Genomic DNA, 21421 nt, shown 5'->3' with positions numbered 1-21421 from the left:
AGCGCGACGAAAGTAGGAGTGATGTCTGAGCCGGAACATGCGGTCCAGGGACAGAACATGCAGATCGGGCAGGTTGCCGAACGCACCGAACTGTCGATCAAGACGATCCGTCATTACGACGAGGTCGGTCTGGTCACTCCATCGGAGCGGACCGCCGGAGGATTCCGCTTGTACACCGAGGCGGACGTCCAACGGCTACTGGTAATCCGACGAATGAAGCCGCTCGGATTCAGTCTCGAAGAAATGAAACAACTCCTCAATTCCCTGGCAGTGCTCGGCGACGAAGCTTCCGACGCGTCAACGCGAACCGCTGCAACCGAATTCGTCACCGATTGCCACACCCGGGCGGAAGAAAGCTGCACACACTTACGTAAGCAACTCGCCTACGCCGAAGAGCTGACGGGATTGCTCGCCGACCACAGTCTGAACGGTGAACGGCATTCGTGATCTTCAAGCTGAACTAAGCTGGGTTGATGGCCCGATATTTCGACGTTCACCCGGAAAACCCGCAGCCGCGCGCGATCAGCCAGATCGTCGAAATGCTGCGCAACGACGCGGTCATCGCCTACCCCACCGACTCCTGCTACGCCCTGGGTGCCCGAATGGACAATCACTCGGGCACCGATCGGATCCGCGAGATCCGTCACCTGCGGTCGGATCACCACTTCACGCTGGTCTGTGCCGACTTCGCGCAGCTCGGGCACTTCGTCCACGTCACCAACTCGGCGTTCCGGGCGGTCAAAGCGGCTACGCCTGGGCAGTACACGTTCATCCTTCCCGCCACGAAGGAAGTTCCGCGTCGACTGGCACACGCCAAGAAGAAGACCGTCGGAGTGCGTATCCCCAGCCACCCGGTAGTGCGGGCGCTCTTGCAAGAGTTGGGTGAACCGATCCTCTCCAGCACCCTTCTCCTGCCCGGCGCCGAGGAGCCGATGACGGACGGCTGGCAGATCAAGGAAGAACTCGACCACCAACTCGACGCCGTCATCGACTCGGGTGACTGCGGCACCGAGCCCACCACGGTGGTCGACTATTCGTCCGGTGCCCCCGAGATCGTGCGCGTCGGCGCGGGAGATCCTTCCCGTTTCGAATGATCCCCCCGCCCGTGCCACATCACGGATGGCAACGTGTCACGGCGTCACGATGTCGAACCACAGATCGAAGTCCTCCAGCAGCGAGATGAACGTCTCCAGTTCAGACTGATCTCCCACAGCTTTTGCCGTTCCGGCCTTGATGGATTCGGTGAGCGAGGTCGTTCCCTGATACACCTCGTTGAACACGGCACGGGTCAAGGTCAGAGTCAGGGCGGCCGAAGCATCTGCCTTGTCCGTGTCGTAATTCAGCACGCCGTTGCGCACTGTGACCATGACGTTGTCCGCAGTGTCCGACAACACGAATCGCAACGACAGGTCGACGTCGGCAGCTTTGGGACCGTCGAGGCGAACTGCCCAGAAGTCCAGCATCTGCTCGAGAGGCATCACGGCGACAACGGCCGGGCCGGTGGGGTTGTTGGACGGCATCGGTGCCAGCGGATGCCGCAATTCCATCGCTCCGACCAGGTAGAAGTTGCGCCACGTACCGTTCTCGGCTTGGTAGCCGAGTTGTTCGTACGTGTCCGCCAACAACTCTCGCGCTTTCTGGTTACTCGGATCGGCGAACACCAGATGGTTCACCAGCTCGGCCGCCCAGCGGTAGTCGCCGTCGTCGAACGCCTGCTTGCCCTTGGTCAGAAGCGCGTCCGGTCCGCCGACGGCTTCGACGTAGCGCTTGCCGTTCTCCACCGGCGGATGAGGATTGAGGTGAGCGGGAACGCCGTCGAACCAACCGAGATAGAAGGTGTAGATCGCTTTGACGTTGTGACTGAGCGAGCCGTAGTACCCGCGGTTGTACCACTGCTTTCCGATGGCGTCGGGTACCTCGATCTGGTCGGCAATCTCTACCGGTGTCAGTCCCTTGTTGGCAAGACGCAACGTCTGATCGTGCAGATACTTGTACAGGTCTGCCTGATCCGACATCAGCTTCAAGATCTTGTCGTTGCCCCAGGTGGGCCAATGATGCTGCGCGAAAATGATTTCGACGTCGGGGAAAAGTTCCATCGCCAGACGAACGTAGTGCGACCAGGCCTTGGCGTCGCGAGTTTTGGCGCCGCGCAACGTGTACAGGTTGTGCATTGTGTGCGTGACGTCCTCCGCTGACCCGAGCGCCTTGAAATCGGGTAGATAGAACAACATTTCGGACGGCGCTTCGGTGCCCGGCGCGAGCATGAACGTCACTCGCACGCCGTCGATGACTTCTTCGTGTACCGGTTCGGTGATGACGTCGGTCGGCACCGCGAACGTCGACGTGCCGTGCGACGTGGACAGTCCGAGACCACCGGAAACCTGCCCCTGCGGGCCTGGACGCAGGAATGATCCGTACGTGTACATTCCGCGACGCGTCATCGCCGTTCCGGCGAGCACGTTCTCGGAGATCGCCTCCTCCGTGAAACTGTCTGGTGCATAGACTTTTACGGCACCGGACTCGATCTCTTCGTCGGTGACAAATCCTTTGACTCCGCCGAAGTGATCGCCGTGGGAGTGTGTGAAGATGATCGCCTTGACCGGGACCTTGGGGCGGTGCTGGTAGTACAACTCCAGCGCAAGAGCGGCTGTTTCCGCGGACATCAGAGTGTCACCGATGATCAACCCGGTATCGCCCTCGATGATCGTCGTGTTCGACAAGTCCTGGCCGATCACCTGGTAGAGGCGATCGGCAAGCTTGAAGAGCCCGCCGCCCTTTCCCATCAAAGTGGCTTGGCGCCAGAGACTCGGGTTGACGGTGTCCGGCGCTTCGCCGTCGGCGAACCCGTAGGCGTCGTAGGAGAAGATGAACTGTCCTTTGTCACCCTTGACCAACCCGCCGTCGATGAGCGGCGCCACCAGACCTCGAGAAATCAGTTCGAAGTCGAATGTGTCATCGAACGGAAGATCACGGAGGACCTGGGCATTCGCAAGGCGAGTCGCTTCGGTAGCGGGCTTGGGGTCGAGTTCGGATGGTGTAGTCATCTTCTCTTACGCTCCTCGGAACTCGCGGTGTCCTGTGTCTGGATACCGGTTCATCCTCGATCGCCACGTAGTCCTCGCGCATCACCCGGAAGGGATGATCACGTGGTTCGTCCAGCGTTCAACAGCGCAGCAACGAACTCACGCACCAACGTCCGCTCGTCGTTCTCGTCCGCACCCGGCACCATGAGCAGCGAGAGGATCACTCGCACGATCCAGCGGGCTCGTGACGCTGTGCCTGCTCCGATTTCACCGAGCATCGCGACGCCCAGTCCGTTGATGACGTCGGATGAATTGGCAAGTTCACCTGCAAGACTCGCATCACCCGGAGTGAACCATGCAGCCAACGTCGGAGTGCTGCGCACCGCGGACACTGCGGTGAGCATCGCCGTTTCGAGACGCTCGCTCGGATCATCGATGGTCGCTACCGATTCCGCGATCGCAGTTCCCAGCCTGCGCGCTTCGCGGTGAACGAATGCAATGTGAAGGGCCTGCCGATTCTCGAAGTACCGATACAGGGTGGCCCGGGAACATCCTGCAGCAGAGGCTATCTCCGCCATACCGACGGCGTTGACACCTTTCTCGACGAACAGTTGCGCCGCACTGTCGAGGATCTTCTCGGCTGCCGCCAAGGCGCGCCCCTCACCGAGCCAGTCGTTGCTCACGGCCGGGCCACCGACATGGGCGCTGTGAGTGGACGGCGCACGTAGTTGCCCGGCGCGTATTGCATCGCTTCGATGTCGATATGGAAATCTGGAATCCGGGAGAGCAACTCTTCCAACGCAACTCGAGCCTGCATCCGAGCCGCCGACGCCCCCAGACAGTGGTGGGCGCCATGACTGAAAGTGAGAATCTTCTGCGGTCGACGCAAGACGTCCAACTCCGCCGCGTCGGGTCCGTACTTTTCGGGATCACGATTGGCCGCACCGTACATCAGCAGAACCTTACGTCCTGCCGGAATCACTTTGCCACCCAAGGCCACATCTCGCGTCGTGGTGCGTGCCAGTCCTTGGACCGGTGAGGTGAGTCGAAGCAACTCGTCGACCGCGTCGGTGATCAATGCGGGATCGTCCAGCAGGATATGACGCTGGTCGAGGCGTTCGGTCAGCATCGCCACCGAACCACCCAGCATTCCTGTCGTGGTGTCGTTTCCACCGGCCACCATGGTGAAGGCGAAGCCCAGAATCGACAGCAGGCCGGACATGTCGCCGTCTTCACCGAGTCCAGCGGCGAGTAGGTGCGAAATCGTGTCGTCACCCGGTTCGACCTTGCGGCGTTCGATCAGCGAAGCGAAGTACATCATCAACTCACCGGTGGCGGCCTGCGCCGTCGTCGCTGCCGCGGCCACGCCACCTGCCGAATTGGCAGCGACAATGGCCTCGGTCCAGCCGTCGAACTGGTCACGGTCCGATTCCGGCACACCCAGATAGTGTGCGACAACCATCGACGGCAACGGCTTGAAGAGCTCGACGACGATATCGCCACTGCCACGCGCTTTCAACGCTTCGATACGTTCGACGACGAATTCGCGGACCATCGGCTCGACCGCCGAGACCTGACGCGGAGTGAATCCCTTCGACACCATGCGCCGGAACTCCGACTGCACGGGCGGATCCTGCATCACGAACGGCGGATTGTCCTGCATCCCGATCTGCTCGAGCTCACCATAGACGGTGGTCAATCCCTTTGCCGACGAGTACGTCTCGTAATCACGAGCGGCGTTGTAGACGTCTTCGTGACGGGTGAGCACCCAGTAGTCGTCCTGCGGCGAGGCTTCCGGCACCACGTTGTGCACCGGGTCGTTCTCTCGCAATGCGTCGTACATGGCCCACGGCGAACGCCAGGACTCCCCGGTGGAAGGAACAAACCGTAGCGAATGTGACACAGATGTTGTCATGACTCGACTATGAGACAAATTGATAGATGTGTCAACCTATCTCCATGTTCAATATCGAGTAACTCGCTTCCACGCAGAGCACTATCGTGTGTCGGGTGATCACGGACCCGAAGAACCACCCGAACAGCTCTGACACCGGACGCCGCGCCGTGGTTGCGGTCCTGCTCCCCCGCGAACATCTCCCCTTCATCAGAGACTGGTGCCTGCACCACATCGAGCAAGGCTGGGAGGTTGTTCTCTACGACAACACCGGTTCCGTCGGGTCCACCCGCAAGACAAGCGCATTCAGCCTCAACCGTTGGCACGGCCGCAGCGAGGACAAGAGAGGCAACTCTTACGGCGCCTTCACCCGATCGATGTCGGACAGTGAAGTTCAGGTCGCGTTCCGCAAAGAACTGCACGACCTTCCGGTGACGATCGTCGACTGGCAACCGCGCGACGCGGACGGTCGGATCGTGCACGGTCAGGTAGAGGCGTACGTCGATTACGTGAGTCGATACCGCGACACCGTCGCATGGGCAGCATTCGTCGACGCCGACGAATACCTCGAGCACGCACCAGGATTGGACTGGGAGGTTCTACTTGCCGGAGTTACTCAAGCGGGTTCGCACCGCGTCGTTCTCGATGCTCTGGTTTACGAATCCAGGTGGACGCGCGACGGGCAACTGCGAGACGTCGAGGAATTGAAATGCCTTGGGCTACAGAGCCACGGCTGCAAGAACATCGTGAGGCTGTCGGAGATTCTGCGAGCGGACGTCCACTGGGGATGGAAGACAAGCGAACCGGACAGCCTGGTGCGGCCCGACCGATCCCTCTTCTACTTCCGCCATTACCGCGGTTCGGAGGCGGCACTCGACTTCACTCCGCTGCCGAACTTCGGACCCCAAGTCCACGAAGAAGGTGTGGATGTTCCGGCGACAATCGACTTATCACAAAAATGAATGTGCCTGCAAGACACAGGTATTCAGATGCAGATAAACCTCCGGCCCGCGTCCACGAAGGCAATGCCTTCAGGCCACGGGCCGGAGGATCAGCTCAGCGAAAAATCAGCTGAAGGACTGCAGGGCAACGCCCAGTCCGACGATTGCGCCGATGCCCGAGATCAGGCCAGCAACACCCGTGATAACCGGCTGGATCTGCTTGATCAATGCCAGGTCTGCGTCCGAAGAACCCATGTCTAACTCCTCATCATGGAATGTGTGTACGCGTTCCGCGCGTCCGGTGTGTAACGGCGCTCACAATATACGTAAGACGGCCGAAATTTGAAGCGGCACCACCGAGTGGGACGTAACTCACATCTCATCCAGCGGGAACCCACGAGTAACAATGCGCGATTCGGACAACGCTTCGGGAACCGTTGAATGACGAGCAGGAGAACAGCAGTGGGCAAGTTGGATGGAAAAGTGGCCCTGATCACTGGCGCAGGGCAAGGCGTCGGCCAGGGTGTTGCGTTTGCGCTTGCCAAGGAAGGTGCTTCCGTCGCGGTGGCGGGCCGCACTGAGTCGAAACTCGTCGTCACATGTAACGAGATCACCGAACGCGGAGGCCGTGCCGAACCGGTGCTCGTGGATATCGCCGACGCGGGTTCCATCACCGCTGCCGTGGCGCGAACCGTGGAACTGTTCGGCGGCGTCGACATCCTGATCAACAACGCCAGCCTCAACCCGCTCGGCAACGTCCTCGACCTCACTCCGGAGCGCCTTGCCGACGGATTGACTTCCGGTCCCGTCGCGACGCTGCGAACAATGCAAGCCTGCTACCCGTTCATGAAGGAACGCGGCGGCGGGGCGATCATCAACATGGTCAGTTCCGTGGCCGTCCGCTGGGACGCCGCCGGCTACGGCGGATACGCGGCTGTGAAGGAATCCGTCCGAGCCCTCAGTCGCGCAGCAGCGTGCGAATGGGGCGTCGACGGGATCCGAGTCAACGCGGTTGCTCCTCACGCATCCTCGCCCGGGCTACAGCGTTGGGCAGATGCACGCCCGGAAGAGGCTGCCGCTTTTGTTGCCGGGATTCCGCTACGGAGGATCGGGGACTGCGAAACGGACATCGGCACCGCGGTGGCTTTCCTGGTCGGCCCGGATGCCGCGTATCTGACTGGAGCAACAATTCCGCTCGACGGTGGTCAGTCGCGCTGGGGCTGAGAGCTGGCGTCGTCGAAGGCAAGCACCGCCGACTTGGCTTCGGCGATCGGGCGGCGGAAAACGAAACCGACCAGAACGGATGCCAAAACCAGCGCGGCCAGAACAATGAGCCCGACCATCCACCACATGGTTTTCAGTATGCCCGAACCGACCTCCGCCGGACGCGCGCCACGGCCGTCGGAAAGCGATGACAACCGCGAAAAGTGCTTGACACCAGTCAAATTCCGTTTTGCCCGTTTCCCGAGCTTCCCGATAGTCCGTGATCGAGGACACAGTTTCGGATCCCGAGCCGGGACGAGAGCGTGACTGGAACCGCGCCTCGGTGCATCCTGTAAGGTATGGAATCCGCTGTTTCGGCCGAACTCGCCGACGGAAGCACCCTCACACACCCGTGGGGCGGGACAAGCAACATCACCGATCTCGGCGGTGATGTTCACTGGATCGACTTCGGCGGTCCCAGCGGAGCGCCGCCCATCGTGCTCGTTCACGGACTGGGCGGCTCGCACCTGAACTGGGTGCGGGTGGCACCGACGCTGGCGGCGCGCACGCGTGTGTACGCACTGGACCTCGCCGGATTCGGACTCACCTCTGCCCGTGGGCGGCACACCGGCGTCGACGCCAACGCAGCACTCCTGAATCGCTTTCTCGAGACAGTCGTAGGTGAACCTGCCGTCCTGTTCGGCAATTCCATGGGCGGAATGGTCGCGGCAATGTCGACCCATGCCAGTCCCGAATCAGTTGCCGGCCTGGTGCTGGTGGATCCGGCGCTCCCACTGCCCGTCCAACTTCCCGATCTGACCGTCGCCGCCCAATTCGCGCTCTACTCGATGCCGTACGTCGGTGAGCAGGTTCTCGGCTTCGGACGCCGGAAGATGTCCGACCGGCAGTTGGCCGCTCAGATGACCAGATTGTGTTTTGCCGATCCGACGCGAGCAGACCCCGCGGTCCTCGACGCGGGCGCTGCCTTGACGGCAATTCGTCGCAACGAACCCACTCAGGATGCCGAGTTCCTGCAGGCAGCACGGTCACTGTTGATGACCCTCGCCCGTCCGGCCGCCTATCGAAAGACACTGCGAGAGATCACGACTCCGACGCTCCTGATACATGGCGATCGCGATCGGCTTGTCCCGGTCGAGGCTGCCCGGGCAGCCGCCGCCGCACATCCACACTGGACCACCATCATTCTCGGCGACACCGGTCACACCCCTCAGTTGGAGATTCCGGACGAGTTTTCACGTCACGCGCTCGCATGGCTCGATCGCACGGGGCTGATCACGAGCTGACACGTACCGGCACTACACCCGCGGAACGGCCTCGCCGATCGAGCAAGTGCCCCATCAACTTCGGCGTATCAAGGACGATTCGGCGATCGACTACGTCGGCAGATCCGGCCCACCGGTAAGCGCGAACGGTCAAATACTCCAAAGCTCTCGAGCCCTGGGAATGTGTCGGGGTACGCGCGTAGCGTGAGATTCGCGCCTTCCTCGGCCAAGCATTTGCGCGACCCGTACTTGTGTATCCGTTTCGGTAAAGGAGAGTTTCAGATGCCCGCACGCACAGCGCTCGACGGAACACCCTGTTGGATCGACCTCACCAGCTCCGATACCGAGGTCGCCAAATCCTTCTACACCAACGTGTTCGGTTGGCAGACTGACACAAACGACGACCCGCAGTACGGCGGCTACGCGATCTTCAGCAAAGACGGGCAGCCCATCGCCGGGCTCGGACCTCAGCAGGAGGGAAACCCGTACGGCAACGTCTGGACCACCTACATCTCCTCGACTGATGCGGCAACGTCGGCGTCCAAGGCCGAAGCCGCGGGCGGAATGATCATGATGCCGTCGATGCAGGTCGGTCCCCAGGGCAGCATGGCGATCGTGGGCGATCCGGCCGGTGCAGTCGTCGGTATCTGGCAGGCAGATCAGCACCACGGCTTCGGTCTGGTCGGCGAGGCCGGAGCGCCGGTGTGGCACGAGACTTTGTCCAAGAACTACGCCGCGGTCCTGCCGTTCTACACCGACGTGTTCGGCTGGACTTACGAGTCCATCGGCGACAGCGACGAGTTCCGGTACTCACAGGCCAAGCACGGCGACACCGTCGTCGCCGGTTTGATGGATGCCAGCTCGTTCCTCCCGGCAGAGGTGCCGTCGTTCTGGCAGGTGTACTTCGGGGCGGACGACACCGACGCGGCCGTCGCCAAGGTCGTCGAATTCGGCGGCAGCGTCTTGCGCGATCCCGAGGACACGCCCTTCGGCCGTCTCGCGTCGGTGGCCGATCCACTCGGTGCCAAGTTCCAGATCTCCACGATCATGGAGTGAATCTCCGCGCAGAGGCCGCACCGGCCCGCGGTCTCTGCACGCTGATCATCTGGAAAGTCCCGATTTGACCGCACGGATTTGAACACTCGCCCAGAAGGTATGCAGTTTTCTGCGTCCAACGCCTAATCTCATGGGATGCCCGCCCCCGCCCCTCTCCTCGATGTGTACTCGCAGCCGACTCTGTCGACGCTTGCGCCGTCGGTACTCGCTTCTCTCGGAGTGAGCGGCGAAGCGAACCGACTCGATCTACAGCCCAGCAAGAAGACTGTAATTCTGCTGGTAGACGGGATGGGCGCGAACTTGCTCGCCCGCAACGCCGAACACGCACCATTCCTGAACTCACTGATCGGAACGCCCATACGGGCAGGATTCCCCACGACGACGGCCACCAGCATCGTCTCGTTGGGGACCGGGCTGCCCTCGGGGGCGCACGGAATCACCGGTTACCAGTCTTACGTCGAAGAAGCCGATTCGGTGTTCAACTGGCTGGGTTGGCACAGCGCGGGCAAGAAGGAATCTCAGACCGACTCCATCGTCCCGGAGACCCTGCAGCCGCAGGCCACGACCTTCGATCGTGCCGCGGCCGCCGGCATCACCGTCACTACCGTCGTTCCGTCCAAATTCGACGGCAGCGGCCTCACCCGGGCGGGAATGCGCGGCGCCCAGTTCGCCGGAATCCAGGCATACGGAGACCTCCTCGCTCGCACCGTGGACGCGTCGAAATCTGCCGACCGTACGTTCACGTACTGCTACATCAGTGAGATCGATGCGCTGGGCCACGTCTACGGGCCCGAGTCCGAGCCGTGGATTTTCCAACTGATGCTTGTCGATCGACTGGTCGAGCAACTCGCCGCCGCTCTCGGTCCGGACGTGAGATTGCTGGTGACGGCAGACCACGGAATGGTCGACGTGTTGGACGAGAACAAGATCGACTTCGACAACACTCCGATTCTGTCCAAAGATGTACTCGCCCTTGCCGGTGAACCTAGATGTCGTCACATCCACACCCGAGAAGGCGCTGCACAAGATGTTGCGGACCGCTGGCGCGCCGAACTGGGTGACCGCATGTGGATCGGGACGAGATCCGAGGGCATAGTCGCAGGATTGTTCGGGCCTGCAGTGCATTCCGAGTATCACGGCCGGATCGGTGATGTCATCGCCATTGCGTCCGGGGACTTGGCCGTCGTACGTCGATCTGTCGAATCGGGACTGTCCGGCCTCCGTGGACAGCACGGCGCCCTCACTCCGGACGAACTGCTGGTACCGCTCTTGTCCTCAGGACAACAGTAGGGCCCGAGCCCGGCGAATCTCGGGAACACCGACTACCTTGCATGCGCCCAACAGGACGACTGCACCGACGACCGCACCCGCCGACAATGAAATAACAGCAGCAAGCCTGGGCTCGGGAACTCGGTTCTGAACCGCCACCACCAAAGCCAGCGCACAACAACCTGCCAGAATTGCCGCCGCCGAAATCCTTCCGACGGTGGCCTGTACGCGACGGAATCCCAACAGCCCATATCGCTTTCGAAGCAGGATGTGGCCGAGCGCCGCTCCGCACACGTAGGAGAACGAGCCCGCCGCACAGACGGCTAGGACCAGCGTTTCGTCACTCGCGGACAGAGACGCAAGTAGAACGAGCGCTGTTTTGGCTATCACCATCACCATGGCGATCACCGCGGGAGTTCGGGTGTTGTTGTCGGCGTAGAACACTCGAAGCTGAAGCATGACCATCGCAAATGGCACCAGCCCGAATGCACTGACCGCAACGGCCGTCCCGATCAACCGGGCACTGCTGCCGTCGACCCGACCGAAGAAGATCAAGGTGGTCAACGAGGGGCCGAACACCATGAGCGCCGCAGTGACCGGAATCAGCGCCACCACTGAATACCGGGCTCCCCGGCCGAGATCGGATACGACGCCGACGTCGTCACCCGCAGCAACCGACCTGGCGATCCGCGGCATCAGCACCGTCAACAACGACACACCGAGAATGCCGTACGCCACTTGAAACAGCAGATCCGCGTGCGTGTACATCGAGTAGACGTGACGGGAGAGAGTGACCTTCATCGTCACCCACACACCGATCTGACCGGCAACGACGTACACAAGTACCCAGCCGAGCAACGGCGCCCCGACGCGCACCGGGCGCCAGGTGTGCGGTACGACCCGCACGCGAAGGCGCCACCGAAACCCGTTGCGGTGCAGCGCTCGAGCAACGACGGCGGTTTGCGCCACGATCCCGAGCAGAGTGCCGATACCGATCACCAGGACCTGCGCGGTGGTCATCGACTCGGGAGTCAGAGCCACCGGCCCCGGGATGCACAGGAAGACCGCGACCGTCACCAGAAGGACGACGTTGTTGATCACCGGCGCCCAGGCCGGCGCACCGAACACTGATCGAACACTGAGTACTGCCGTCATCATCGCCGTGACGCCATAGAAGAAGATCTCCGGCAGAAGCAAGTACGCGAAGAGCGTCGTCAACTCTCGTTGAGCCGGATCATCGATCACGGCCGAGACCAGAGGCGGCGCGCACACCACCGCCACTACCGTCACGAACGCAAGAGCAAGCGCTCCGACGGTGAGAACGCGCTGCGTCTGCTCTCGTTCGAGCGTCCGCCCACGACTTCGCTGCCGTGTCAGATACGGAAGCAGAACGCTGGCGAGAATCCCGCCGAGGAGGAGCTGATAGACCATGTTCGGGAAGCTGTTGGCCGCGTTGTACGCATCACTGACCAGGGCGATGCCGAGGACCGCGGCAAGGGCAAGGGTGCGGACGAAGCCGGTGATCCGGCTGACCGTGCTGGCGAGCGCCACTTGCCCGCCCATCTTCGCCAAGCTGCCGCCCGTCACACCCGTACGTTCGGACTCCCCCATACTCTCGACCATCTCGCCAGGGTGCCACATCGCAGGGTTCGACGAGCCAGACGGAAACGGAAGAGCGCCCCGAACCGTGGGGTTCGAGGCGCTCGTCACGAGAGAAGATCAGGCTGATTCCGCTCCAGCCAACGGCGGCATGACGACAACCTGGCCGGCGAAGGACAGACCCGCACCGAAGGCGAGAAGCAATGCCTTGTCGCCCGGCTTGCACTGGCCGTCGCGCAGCATCTGCTCCATGGCGAGCGGGATCGAGGCCGCGGACGTGTTGCCCGTCTCGGCGATGTCGTTGGAGACGGGGAAGCCCTCGGGCAGCTTCATGCTGCGAGCGATGACCTCGTTGATGCGCTGGTTTGCCTGGTGCGGCACAAAAGCGTCGATGTCCTCGATACCCAGCCCCGACTTCTCCAGGGTGCGAGTGGCGACCTTGCCCATCTCGAAGGCAGCCCAGCGGAACACCGCGGTACCGGCCATCTTGATCCACGGCCGAGGTCCGGTCGGGTTCTTGGTGAACTCGAGCCAGCTCGGCTCCTGAACGATGGCGTCGGACTGGCTGCCGTCCGAACCCCACTCGACCGGGCCGATTCCGACGGTATCGCTCGGGCCGACGACAACTGCGCCTGCGCCGTCACCGAAGATGAAGCGAACGCTGCGATCGGTGGGCTCGGTGGCCTCGCTCATCAACTCGACGCCGACGACGAGTACGTGATCAACCGTGCCGCCGCGAACGAGGTCGCTGGCCACGGCAAGGGCGGTACAGAAACCGGCGCAGCCTGCCGCGACGTCGAATGCAGCCGGACCCTTGATGCCGAGCTCGTGGGCGACGATGGACGCAGCCTGAGGAGTCTGCAGGTCCCACGTCGACGTCGCGATGATCACGGCGCCGATCTGCTCGGGAGCAATGCCGCTGACGTCCAGTGCTTTACGGGCCGCGCTGATCGACATCGCGAGGATGCCTTCACCCTCGCCGGAGAACCGGCGCGACTTGATACCCGATCGCGTCTGGATCCACTCGTCGGTGGAATCGATCAGCTCGCAGATCTCGTCGTTGGTCACGACTCGCTCCGGGCGGTGAACGCCGAGCCCGAGAAGGACGGACTGCCGACCTCCGGCCACACTGGCAATCGGCTTACCCATTGATCGATCTCCTCGTTGGTTTCTGGTGATGACGCGCATTCGACATCACACGTTACGTACAGGACATAAGCCCCTGCCTCTCAGGTCACCGTTCGATCACGGCAACAACATGAGGCTGGCTCACATTACGCTTCGGTCAGGTATGTAGTCCAGATCCACGATCAGGCGCGTAAATGAGCTAGAACTGCCAAAACACGACGATGCCCGCTTTCGGAAGCCGACAGGCCGAGTTTTGCGAAGATATTTCCTATGTGCTTGCTCACAGCAGTGTCGCTGACGACCAGTTTCCTGGCGATTTCCTGATTTCCCAGCCCCTCCGCCATCAGTCCGAGAACCTCGGACTCGCGTGGGGTCAGTGATCTGATCGGATCGTCGGCGCGTCGACGGCTCATCAGTTGGGATACGACCTCGGGATCCATCACGGTTCCGCCGTCGACGACCCGGTTCAATGCGTCGACGAACTCGGCTACCTTGCCGACCCGTTCCTTGAGCAGGTACCCGACCCCGCCGGCGCCTCCTGCCAACAATTCACCGGCGTAGCGATCCTCGACGTACGCGGAAAGGACCAGGACGGGAAAGCCCGGGCGAAGCTTGCGCACCTCGATCGCCGCTCGAAGCCCCTCGTTGGTGAAAGTAGGAGGCATCCGGACGTCGAGCACCGCGGCGTCGGGGGCGGTCTCCTCGAACACCGTGAGGAACTGTGCGGCGTCGGAGACGGCAGACACCTCGAAGCCCTCTCCGCGGAGCAGCAGTGCCAGCCCCTCTCGCAGGAGAGCGTCGTCCTCGGCAATCAGAATCCGCACGGTAGTTCCACCCTCATCGTTGTCGGTCCACCCTCCGGGCTCTCCAATACTGCGGTTCCTTCGAAAGCCTCGACCCGGCGTCGGATACCCGCCACGCCGCCGCCCGGGCGTTCGTTCGCGCCGCCCTGACCATCGTCGATCACGTCGATGAGCATCGTCTCACCCAACGAGTCGTCCGACGCCTCCGTCCGTGCCGTGACGGTGACACTGCGCGCTCCGCTGTGTTTTGCGACGTTGGTCAAGGCCTCGGCGACGACGAAGTACGCAGCAGCCTCGACGGCAGCCGGGGCACGGCGGAGTTCGTCGATCTCGAGTACGCAGGGCACGGCGGAGCGCCCGGCGAGCGCGGAGATCGCGCCCTCCAGACCCAACTCGTCGAGGATCGGCGGGTAGATGTCGTGCACCAACGTCCGGAGTTCGCTCAACGCCTCGGTGGCCGCATCCTGGGCCCGATGCAGTTGTGGCAGAGCCTGGTCCGGATTGTTCTGCAACGACCGCTCGGCCATCCCCAACATCATCACCACCGCGACCAGACGGTTCTGCGCGCCGTCGTGCAGATCCCGCTCGATGCGCTTGAGTTCGGCCGAATGTGCGTCGAGCGCCGCAGCGCGGCTGGCCGTCAGGGCGGTGACGCGCTTCGAGAGGTCCGAACGCGTGTCCGGCGCAAGCAAAGTCGTGGTCGACCAGCTGATCCACTTCGCCATCGCGGGGACCAACCACCACGCGATCAGGAGGTACAGGATGCCGATCAACGGCATTCCGGCAGCGCCCAACCACGACGTCACGGGGTACGGATTGTTGACGGGTTCACCGGCGGGCATCTGCTGCCAGTACAGCAGGACGGCAATCGAATTGAGTGCACCGAGTGGCAGAGCGATGGTCAGCATCGCCGCGACGAAAGCCCCCAGACCATGAATCGACAGCCAGGCCGCGTCGCGCCTGGTCGACTGATCGGTGAGGAACCGGCGCCAATCCCCGAAGGTCGGATTGCCGGGCATCGGTGGGTATCGCTGCAGAACAGGGCGTCCGGTGTACGCAGCCGTTCTCTTGCGGGCCAGACCCGCCCACCACCGGAGCACCCGCACGTACGACGGCAACAGCAACCAGCCGACGATCAGAATCGAGAGCGACAGCAGAATGAGACCGACCATCAGCAAGAACAGGGAGACCACGGCTGCCGCACCCTCGACGAGCACGTACACCGCAGCCCTGGTTCTCTTCTTCACTGCCCCAGCATGCCGCACCTGATGCCGCGATCCACTACAGCTGGCTACACCATTGATTCGGGACCCTGCTGGATGTCGACGAATGCCGAATCTCCATAGCGTTCATCCCATGAAGAATCGACACTCGGTCCTCGCCCCGCCGGCCCCTGGTGCCACGGCCGCCCGAACATCCGCCGTGCGACTCGAAGGCGTCAGCAAGATCTACGGCAACGGCCGCGGCGCCGTGACCGCCCTCGACAACATCAGCCTCACCTTGCCGCGCAGCACCTTCACCGCCGTGATGGGCCCGTCCGGATCGGGCAAGAGCACTTTCCTGCACTGCGCCGCAGGGCTCGATCGACCGAGCAGCGGATCGGTGTGGCTGGGCGACACCGAGATCTCACAGCTGAAGCCGAAGGCCCGCAGCATCTTCCGTCGCGATCACATCGGTTTCGTCTTCCAGGCCTACAACCTGCTCGGCGCTCTCGACGTCGAGCAGAACGTCACGCTCCCCCTACTCCTCGCCGGACGACGAGCCGACAAGCAGTACCTGACCTTCGTCCTCGAATCCGTCGGACTCGGATCGCACCGCAAGCGCAAACCCTCCGAACTGTCCGGCGGTCAGCAGCAACGCGTCGCCATCGCGCGCGCCCTCGTCACTCACCCCGACGCACTCTTTGCCGACGAGCCGACCGGCGCCCTCGACTCCCGCAGCGCCAAGCAGGTTCTGGAGTTGTTGCGCCGGACAGCCGCCGAGTTCGATCAGACCATCGTCATGGTCACGCACGACCCGGTGGCCGCGTCGTACGCCGATCGTGTGCTGTTCCTCGCCGACGGAAAACTTGTCGGGCACATCGACCGCCCGACGCCGCAGCAGATCGCCGAGCGCATGACACACCTCGGGGACTGGTGATGATGAAAGCGCACACCTTTGCGCACCTGAAAGCGCATCGCTCCGGTTTCGTCGCCGTGTTCGTCTCCGTATTCTGCGCAGCGCTCCTCACCTGCGGTCTGGGTGTGCTGCTGGAATCGGGAGTGCGAGGCGGCGTCTCACCACATCTCTACGCCGGTGCCGACGCCGTCGTGAGTGCACCACAGGCGCTCGAGGTCAAGGAAGACGCCGATCAGCCTTTTGCCGAGCGAGTTCTCCTCGACGGCGATACCGTCCGCAAGCTCGATGCCCTCGATGTCACGGTGATTCCCGACATCTCCGTCCCCGTCAGCACCGCCGAGGGCGTCGTACTCGACGCACATCCTTGGAACACAGCACAATTGGCGCCGTACTCGCTCACCGAAGGTCGCGCTCCGCAGAGCCGAGACGAGGTGGTCTCGACCACGGGCGCCGCTCTCGGCGAGCAAATCACGCTGGCTCACGGCGCGATAGCCGACGAGTACACCGTCGTCGGCACAGCTGATTCGGCCTCGGTGCCGTCACCCGACCGTCCGGCACTCGTCTTCCTCGACGACGCAGAGGCCGAACGGTTGTGGCCGCACCAGAACGCTGTCACCGCAGTCGGATTGATCGCTCCCGAAGGCGTGGATGCTGCCGCTCTCGCCCGCGATGCACTCGCCGGAACCGGCGCGGAGGTCTCGACCGGCACCGCACGCGGAGGCATCGAATTCCTCGACGCCGGTGCTGCGCGGACCCAGTTGATCGTGCTCTGCGCGTCGTTTGCCGGTCTCGCGTTGATGGTCAGTATGTTCGTAGTTTCCAGCACGCTGTCGCTCTCGATCAACGCCAGACGCCGAGAGTTCGCTCTGCTGCGGGCAATCGGGGCCACCACGCGACAAGTCCACGTCATGATCGGACGTGAAGTGCTGCTCGTTGCTGCTGCGGCGGCAGCTCTCGGCGCGGTGCCCGGATACCTGCTCGCCCGATTCCTGGGTGCACAGTTTGCCGACGCCGGGGTCATGCCCACCGATTTCGCGTTGGCGTACAGCCCACTTCCGGCGATCGCGGCATTCCTGATCTGCGTACTCACTGCCCGCGCGGCAGCGGCGATCGCGGCACGACGACCGGCGAAGCTCGACCCAGTCGAAGCGCTTCGCGAATCCGAAAGCGGCCCGGCGAAACTGAGCCGCGGACGCATCGTCACCGGGCTGATCTTCGGTGCCGCCGGTCTCAGCGCGTGCATCCTCCCCGCTTTCCTGCCCGGCAGCGTGGCAGCCGCTGGAGCCGGTTCGAGTGCACTGTTGTTGATCTTCTCGGTCGCGCTGCTCGGCCCCTTGTTGGTGCGCGGCATCATCAAGGTGATCGGCGGTCCACTGCGCCGTAGTGGGTCGGCGTCCAAAGTTCTCGCTGCCGCCAACGCCGAATCCAATTCGAGACGGCTCTCGTCGGCGGTTGTTCCGTTGGCTCTCGCAATCGCACTGGGCTCGGTGCAGTTCTTCAGCCAGAGCACCGTCGCCGCCGAGGCGACCAACCAGTCGATCAAGGGCGTCACCGCCGACCTGATCGTCGGCGCGCCGGCCGGTATCGCTCCCTCGCTCCTCGACTCGATCGCATCGGTGCCCGGAGTGAGTGCGGCAAACCCGGTGGTCCGCAGTCAAGTCCTGCCGGTACCCAGCGGTGAGGAAGGCGGCTCAGCCGAGAGCGCGATCGCTGCCCAGGGCATCGACGCCGCCGGCGCCGACGCGACCCTCGATCTCGCGGTGACCGAGGGCGACCTGAGCGCTCTGACCGGCGATACCGTTGCCGTGAGCGAAGACGGCGCCTTCATACTCGGAGCCAAGGTAGGTCAGCGCGTCGACCTCTATCTAGGGGACGGCACACTGGTGCATCCGATGGTCGTCGCAAAATATGGTCGCGGCCTCGGATTCGGGGACGTGACCATGCCGATCGAGACTTTGCGTCAGCACTCCACCGACGCTCTGATCGACACCGTTCTAATTGCTGCCGAACCCGGACGGTCGGCCGAAGTCCAGCAGTCGTTGCGTTCGTTCCCCTCGATCGCCGCGATGAACCAGGACCAGTTCGGGGCCGCGGGCGAAGATCAGCGTCGAATGCAGTCGTGGGTCAGCATCCTCGCCGTACTCGTCCTGCTCGGCTATCTCGCAGTCGCCGTCGTGAACACCCTGGTCGCCGCCACTGCCGAGCGTTCCCGCGAGTTCGCGCTCCTTCAACTGGTGGGCTCGCGGACGAGGCAGGTCCGAGCGATGATGCGCATCGAGTCGTTGATGGTGGTGGGAATCGCCGTCGTGGTCGGATCACTGATCGCCCTGCCGCCTCTGATGGGCATCGCCGTAGCGGTGTCCGGGCAGCCGATCCCGGCGATTTCACCGGCGATCTACGGTTCCATCGTCGCCGTGACCGCTGTTCTGGGATTTGTCTCCATCGCGGTCCCGACGCGCGCCGCCCTACGCAAGAACCCGATGGACGGAGTGCGTAACCACTGAGTGGCACTACCGTCGTCATCTATGGATGCGGCGGCCTGGGACAAGAAGTACGAAGAAACCGAGCTCGTCTGGGGCGCTCCTCCCAACGAACTGCTGGTGGAATACGCGACGGCCCTCCCCCACGGCCAGGCACTGGACCTGGCGTGCGGCGAGGGCCGTAACGCGTTGTGGCTCGCGACCCGCGGTTGGGAGGTCACCGGCATCGACTACTCGGCCGTCGCGATCGAGAAAGCCCGCACGATCGCGGCCCGCTCACCCCGATCGGTTCTCGACCGGCTCGACTACCGATGCGGCGACGTCACCGTCGCGGATTACGCCTCCAGGAACGGGCAGGGATACGACTTGGCCCTGCTTCTTTACCTTCATCTGCCCGCACCACAACGCACCCTGGTTGTGAACCGTGCCATAAATTCTCTGAAACCTGATGGAATCCTCATGATTTTGGGGCACGACCGAAGCAACATCGACTACGGCGTCGGCGGACCGAAAGATCCCGAAATCCTTTACACACCAGAAGAATTGATGCAGGAGTTCCAAGGAAGGCTCGAGTTCGAGATCGCCGGAAATCCGCACAGACACACCGAAACGGGAATCGCGGTCGACGCGCTTGTCATCGGACGCAAATCCGGTGTTGGCAATGCAAAGAACGGCTAGTAACATGTATTAAGTTACCGACGAGTAATAAACTTCGGGCGGTACTAGGAGTGCTGGACCGCACCACCTCACTGGGAGAAGCAGAAGACATGGGCCATTACAAGAGCAACGTTCGGGACCTGGAGTTCAACCTCTTCGAGGTTCTCGGACTGGAGAAGCCACTGAGCGAAGGCGCTTGGGGCGACCTGGATGCCGACACTGTCCGCAACATGCTGGCAGAGGTCGCACGCCTGGCCGAGGGACCGCTTGGCGAATCTTTCGCCGATGCGGACCGCAACCCCCCTGTCTTCGATCCCGAGACGCACACCGTTGCACTTCCGGAATCCTTCAAGAAGTCGTTCAAGGCTCTGTGGGATGCCGAGTGGTACCGCATGGGACTGAGCGAAGAGGTCGGCGGCGTGCCGGTTCCCCGCTCCGTCGTGTGGGCCATCGGTGAGCTGATCCTGGGCGCACAGCCTGCAGCGCACATGTACCAGGCCGGACCCGCCTTCGCGGACGTGCTGTTCAACAACGGCACCGAAGAGCAGAAGAAGTGGGCAGCAACCATCGTCGAACGCGGATGGGGCGCCACGATGGTCCTCACCGAGCCCGACGCCGGCTCCGACGTCGGTGCCGGACGCACCAAGGCGATCAAGCAGGACGACGGCTCCTGGCACATCGAGGGCGTCAAGCGCTTCATCACCTCGGCCGACTCGGACGACCTGTTCGAGAACATCTTCCACCTCGTTCTCGCTCGCCCCGAAGGCGCCGGACCCGGCACCAAGGGCCTGAGCCTGTTCTTCGTCCCGAAGACGCACTTCAACTTCGAGACCGAAGAGTTCGGCGAGCGTAACGGCGTCTTCGTCACCAACGTCGAGCACAAGATGGGCCTGAAGGTCTCCGCCACATGTGAGGTCACCTTCGGTGGCCACGGCATCCCCGCACAGGGCTGGCTGGTCGGCGAGGTCCACAACGGCATCGCCCAGATGTTCGACGTCATCGAGCACGCTCGAATGATGGTCGGCACCAAGGCAATCGCCACCCTCTCCACCGGTTACCTCAACGCTCTCGATTACGCCAAGCAGCGCGTTCAGGGTGCTGACCTGACCCAGATGACCAACAAGGCAGCGCCGCGCGTGACCATCACGCACCACCCCGACGTGCGTCGCAGCCTGGCAATGCAGAAGGCATACGCCGAAGGCCTGCGCGCGGTGTACCTCTACACCGCAGCACACCAGGACGAGGTTGTCGCCCAGCTCGTCTCGGGCGCAGACAAGGACACCGCGTTCCGCGTCAACGACCTGCTGCTCCCGATCGTCAAGGGCGTCGGCTCCGAGCGTGCGTACCAGTACCTGACGGACAGCCTGCAGACCCTCGGTGGCTCCGGCTTCCTGCAGGACTACCCGATCGAGCAGTACATCCGCGACTCCAAGATCGACTCGCTGTACGAAGGCACCACGGCCATCCAGGCTCAGGACTTCTTCTTCCGCAAGATCGCTCGTGACCGCGGCGTCGCGCTCGCTCACGTTGCCGGACAGATCAAGACCTTCATCGACAGCGAAGCCGGCAACGGTCGCCTGAAGGCGGAGCGCGCACTGCTCGCCACCGCACTCGAAGACGTCCAGGCCATGGCTGCCACGCTCACCGGCTTCCTCATGGGAGCTCAGGAGCAGCCCACCGAGCTGTACAAGGTCGGCCTCGGCTCCGTCCGCTTCCTGATGTCCGTCGGCGACCTGCTCATCGGCTGGCAGCTCCTCCGCCAGTCCGAGATCGCTCTCGCAGCACTCGACAACGGCGCTTCCGACAAGGACAAGGGCTTCTACGAGGGCAAGGTCGCCATCGCGTCCTTCTTCACCAAGAACGTCCTGCCCGAGCTCACCGCTTCACGCGAGATCATCGCGAACACCGAGAACGACATCATGGAGATCGACGAAGCAGCATTCTGATTCGTTCCTGATTCATGAAAA

At 62.9% G+C, this 21421-nt stretch carries 20 protein-coding genes; 11 read left to right on the top strand and 9 right to left on the bottom strand.

The window, feature by feature from the left end; translation table 11 throughout:
- The first annotated feature begins 21 nt into the window (after nt 1-21).
- Nucleotides 22-447 (top strand): MerR family transcriptional regulator, encoded by a 426-nt coding sequence (locus tag GJB56_RS27895; protein WP_020906449.1) that lies wholly within the window; start codon nt 22-24, stop codon nt 445-447.
- 26 nt (nt 448-473) lie between these two features.
- Nucleotides 474-1094 (top strand): L-threonylcarbamoyladenylate synthase, encoded by a 621-nt coding sequence (locus GJB56_RS27890; protein ID WP_019747165.1) that lies wholly within the window; start codon nt 474-476, stop codon nt 1092-1094.
- A gap of 36 nt (nt 1095-1130) precedes the next feature.
- Here the strand turns inward: GJB56_RS27890 and GJB56_RS27885 are convergent, their stop codons facing one another.
- The 3 genes from GJB56_RS27885 to GJB56_RS27875 form a co-directional block, all read right to left on the bottom strand.
- Nucleotides 1131-3044, bottom strand: coding sequence for an alkyl/aryl-sulfatase (locus GJB56_RS27885; protein WP_113682209.1), 1914 nt, complete (start codon nt 3042-3044; stop codon nt 1131-1133).
- A gap of 98 nt (nt 3045-3142) precedes the next feature.
- A complete protein-coding gene (locus tag GJB56_RS27880; RefSeq protein ID WP_019747163.1) occupies nt 3143-3706 on the bottom strand; it encodes a TetR/AcrR family transcriptional regulator in 564 nt (187 codons plus the stop codon).
- A complete protein-coding gene (locus GJB56_RS27875) occupies nt 3703-4938 on the bottom strand; it encodes a cytochrome P450 (protein ID WP_113682208.1) in 1236 nt (411 codons plus the stop codon). The genes GJB56_RS27880 and GJB56_RS27875 overlap by 4 nt, the downstream gene beginning before the upstream one ends.
- Before the next feature lie 95 nt (nt 4939-5033).
- On the opposite strand from GJB56_RS27875, the gene GJB56_RS27870 reads away from it, so the two are divergent.
- A complete protein-coding gene (locus GJB56_RS27870) occupies nt 5034-5879 on the top strand; it encodes a glycosyltransferase family 92 protein (protein WP_030534626.1) in 846 nt (281 codons plus the stop codon).
- Between the two features lie 105 nt (nt 5880-5984).
- On the opposite strand, the gene GJB56_RS31940 is transcribed toward GJB56_RS27870, so the two are convergent.
- Nucleotides 5985-6113, bottom strand: a complete 129-nt coding sequence (locus tag GJB56_RS31940; protein ID WP_007734598.1) for a hypothetical protein — start codon at nt 6111-6113, stop codon at nt 5985-5987.
- Nucleotides 6114-6320: 207 nt separating this feature from the next.
- Between GJB56_RS31940 and GJB56_RS27865 the strand changes: the two genes are divergently transcribed.
- A complete protein-coding gene (locus tag GJB56_RS27865) occupies nt 6321-7082 on the top strand; it encodes an SDR family NAD(P)-dependent oxidoreductase (protein WP_020723638.1) in 762 nt (253 codons plus the stop codon).
- On the opposite strand, the gene GJB56_RS31755 is transcribed toward GJB56_RS27865, so the two are convergent.
- Nucleotides 7064-7201: a hypothetical protein gene (locus tag GJB56_RS31755; RefSeq protein ID WP_003945592.1), complete on the bottom strand. Its 138-nt coding sequence runs from the start codon at nt 7199-7201 to the stop codon at nt 7064-7066. The genes GJB56_RS27865 and GJB56_RS31755 overlap by 19 nt on opposite strands.
- Nucleotides 7202-7420: 219 nt before the next feature.
- Here GJB56_RS31755 and GJB56_RS27855 point away from each other — a divergent pair, with 219 nt between their 5' ends.
- The 3 genes from GJB56_RS27855 to GJB56_RS27845 all read left to right on the top strand — a co-directional run bounded on the left by GJB56_RS27855 (nt 7421) and on the right by GJB56_RS27845 (nt 10690).
- Complete coding sequence (locus GJB56_RS27855; protein WP_113682207.1) at nt 7421-8365, top strand: alpha/beta fold hydrolase; 945 nt, start codon at nt 7421-7423, stop codon at nt 8363-8365.
- A gap of 261 nt (nt 8366-8626) precedes the next feature.
- A complete protein-coding gene (locus GJB56_RS27850) occupies nt 8627-9400 on the top strand; it encodes a VOC family protein (protein ID WP_113682206.1) in 774 nt (257 codons plus the stop codon).
- Nucleotides 9401-9535: 135 nt separating this feature from the next.
- Entirely contained in the window at nt 9536-10690 is a 1155-nt protein-coding gene (locus GJB56_RS27845; RefSeq protein WP_113682205.1) for an alkaline phosphatase family protein, read from the top strand.
- On the opposite strand, the gene murJ is transcribed toward GJB56_RS27845, so the two are convergent.
- The 4 genes from murJ to GJB56_RS27825 form a co-directional block, all read right to left on the bottom strand.
- A complete protein-coding gene (gene murJ, locus GJB56_RS27840) occupies nt 10676-12292 on the bottom strand; it encodes a murein biosynthesis integral membrane protein MurJ (protein ID WP_230091092.1) in 1617 nt (538 codons plus the stop codon). The two genes, GJB56_RS27845 and murJ, sit on opposite strands and share 15 nt — an antisense overlap.
- A gap of 96 nt (nt 12293-12388) precedes the next feature.
- The gene (locus GJB56_RS27835) at nt 12389-13417 is read right to left on the bottom strand and encodes a beta-ketoacyl-ACP synthase III (RefSeq protein ID WP_084326930.1); all 1029 of its coding nucleotides are present in this window, start codon (nt 13415-13417) and stop codon (nt 12389-12391) included.
- 161 nt (nt 13418-13578) lie between these two features.
- A complete protein-coding gene (locus tag GJB56_RS27830) occupies nt 13579-14220 on the bottom strand; it encodes a response regulator transcription factor (protein WP_003945784.1) in 642 nt (213 codons plus the stop codon).
- Nucleotides 14208-15446: a sensor histidine kinase gene (locus GJB56_RS27825; RefSeq protein WP_230091091.1), complete on the bottom strand. Its 1239-nt coding sequence runs from the start codon at nt 15444-15446 to the stop codon at nt 14208-14210. Before GJB56_RS27825 ends, GJB56_RS27830 begins: the two co-directional genes overlap by 13 nt.
- A gap of 109 nt (nt 15447-15555) precedes the next feature.
- On the opposite strand from GJB56_RS27825, the gene GJB56_RS27820 reads away from it, so the two are divergent.
- The 4 genes from GJB56_RS27820 to GJB56_RS27805 all read left to right on the top strand — a co-directional run bounded on the left by GJB56_RS27820 (nt 15556) and on the right by GJB56_RS27805 (nt 21400).
- Entirely contained in the window at nt 15556-16338 is a 783-nt protein-coding gene (locus GJB56_RS27820; protein ID WP_019747152.1) for an ABC transporter ATP-binding protein, read from the top strand.
- A complete protein-coding gene (locus tag GJB56_RS27815) occupies nt 16338-18821 on the top strand; it encodes an FtsX-like permease family protein (protein WP_113682203.1) in 2484 nt (827 codons plus the stop codon). Before GJB56_RS27820 ends, GJB56_RS27815 begins: the two co-directional genes overlap by 1 nt.
- 21 nt (nt 18822-18842) lie before the next feature.
- Nucleotides 18843-19475, top strand: a complete 633-nt coding sequence (locus GJB56_RS27810; protein WP_019747150.1) for a class I SAM-dependent methyltransferase — start codon at nt 18843-18845, stop codon at nt 19473-19475.
- 89 nt (nt 19476-19564) lie between these two features.
- Nucleotides 19565-21400: an acyl-CoA dehydrogenase gene (locus GJB56_RS27805; RefSeq protein ID WP_020906438.1), complete on the top strand. Its 1836-nt coding sequence runs from the start codon at nt 19565-19567 to the stop codon at nt 21398-21400.
- Nucleotides 21401-21421 lie beyond the last annotated feature (21 nt).

It is taken from the genome of Rhodococcus sp. AQ5-07 (assembly GCF_009707305.1).
Taxonomy (GTDB): domain Bacteria; phylum Actinomycetota; class Actinomycetes; order Mycobacteriales; family Mycobacteriaceae; genus Rhodococcus_F; species Rhodococcus_F erythropolis.
This window is presented reverse-complemented; position numbering and strand designations above follow the sequence as displayed.